This is a genomic window from Micromonospora sp. NPDC047738, assembly GCF_040642675.1.
Classification (GTDB): domain Bacteria; phylum Actinomycetota; class Actinomycetes; order Mycobacteriales; family Micromonosporaceae; genus Micromonospora.
This window is the reverse complement of the sequence record NZ_JBEYSO010000078.1, coordinates 1-1,769: the sequence shown is the minus strand read 5'-3', so window position 1 is coordinate 1,769 and position 1,769 is coordinate 1. Positions and strand designations below refer to the sequence as shown.

At 68.4% G+C, this 1,769-nt stretch carries 1 protein-coding gene; it reads right to left on the bottom strand.

The window, feature by feature from the left end; all coding sequences use genetic code 11:
- Positions 1 to 41 precede the first annotated feature (41 nt).
- Positions 42 to 1,769, bottom strand: a 1,728-nt coding sequence (locus tag ABZ783_RS37380; protein WP_357447966.1) for an IS1182 family transposase, incomplete at its 5' end; no start/stop codon positions are given.

Here is a 1,769-nt window from a genome sequence, read left to right as displayed (position 1 = left end):
AGGACTCCGTTGGGGAATGGCCAAACCATGACGTGTCGCTTTCAGCTGGCGAGGTCGAGTTGGGTGAGGTGGCTGGTTCGGGTTTGGCCGAGTGGTGTGCTGGTGAGCCAGGTGTCGATGCGGATGACGTTGACTGCGGTAGCGGCGAAGAGGTGACCGAGGTGGGTTTTGTCCACGCTGGTGTAGCGGGTTCGCCGGATGCCGGTGCGTCGGGTCGTCTGGGCGATCGTGGCCTCGATCCCGGCGCGGATGTGATAGCGCTGCTGCCACGGCTCGGTGACCTGTTCACGACGCCGGGTTTGCAGGACCTGCTGCTGATCTTCGGGGAGCAGGGTGAGGCTGCGGCCCCACTTGCCGTTGCTCGCGGTGGTGCACTTGTTCTGCAACGGGCACGCGGCGCAGTCGCTCGCGGCGAAGTGGACACGAGTCACCGGGGTTCCGCTGCTCTTGCGTTGGGCGGACCAGCTGGCGCTGGCTTTACCGTTCGGGCAGGTCACGCTCTTGGCCTGCCGGTCGATGCGGAAGTCGCTGTGCGGGAAGTGCTCTGCCTGGTGGGTGTCCATTCCGACCGGGCCGAGCAGGTCGACGGCGTATTCGCTGCGGGCGGCCACGATGTGCGCGGCGGTGACGTAGCCCGCGTCGACCGCATGCTCACCCGGCAGCATCTGCCGCGCGGCAAGGCCCTGCTGGATGGTCGCGGTCATCTCGGTGTCGGTGACCGTGGCGTCCGTGGTCGCCACATGGGTGATCAGGTGTGGGACGTCGGGGTCGCAGGTCTCACTCAGGCGCACCTTGTAGCCGCACCAGCCGTTGCCGCGTTTGAGGCCGTAGCGGGCGTCGGTGTCGTACGGGGATGCGAGCCGTTCTCTGCTGGGCGGGAGGTCTCTGCCCTCCCGCCAGCACACCTCCTCACCGTCACGGCGGTACTGCTGCTCCCACGCCCGGGCGAGGACCTGCACCGCCGGGATCTCGCGCAGCCACTTCGGTGCACCCGATGCGGCGACCGCGTCCAGGATCAGGTAGCCGTCGCGACCGACCTGCTGGGCCCAGCGGGTGCGCACGTCCTCACCCTTCGGGAACCGGTACGCGTCGATGCGGGCGCCGTATCGCTCGGCCCAGCCGGCATCGATCAGCGGCGCCAGCCACTGGGGTGCCGCCGCGGCCAGGGCCTCCAACGACGCCCGCAAGGTTTCCCCGACGAACTCCATCCGGTTCAGCGTGCGCACCGCGGCCAGCACATGCGTGGAGTCTGTACGTTGCCGACCCCCGGCCCGCAGCAGCCCGTGCTGGGAACACTGGTCCAGGATCACGTCCAGGACCTTCTCCTCCAGCCCGTGCTCGATCAGTCGGGCCCGGAAGCCGGCCAGGGCCGTGAAGTCGAACCCCGGATCATCCAGTTCCAAACCGAGCAGGTACTTCCAATCTATCCGCGCCCGGACCTGGTCGGCGGCCTGCCGATCGCTGAGCCCTTCGGCGTACTGCAACACCGACACCAGCGCCAAGGCCCCCGGCGAGGCCGCCGGGCGGCCCCGCGCCGGGAACGCCTGCGCGAACTGCTCGTCGCTGAACACCGGACCCAGCGCGTCTCGGATCCTCACCGCGAGGGTGCCCTTCGGGAACGACGCCCGGACCACCCGCGCGGTCAGCTCCGACACTCCCCGCTCACCCCAGGACTGCAGCGACACGTTGGACCCTTTCCACCCGGTCGATCCAACAATCATGCCAACAGGTGCATCCGAACGTTTTCGCCATTCCCCAACGGAGTCCTT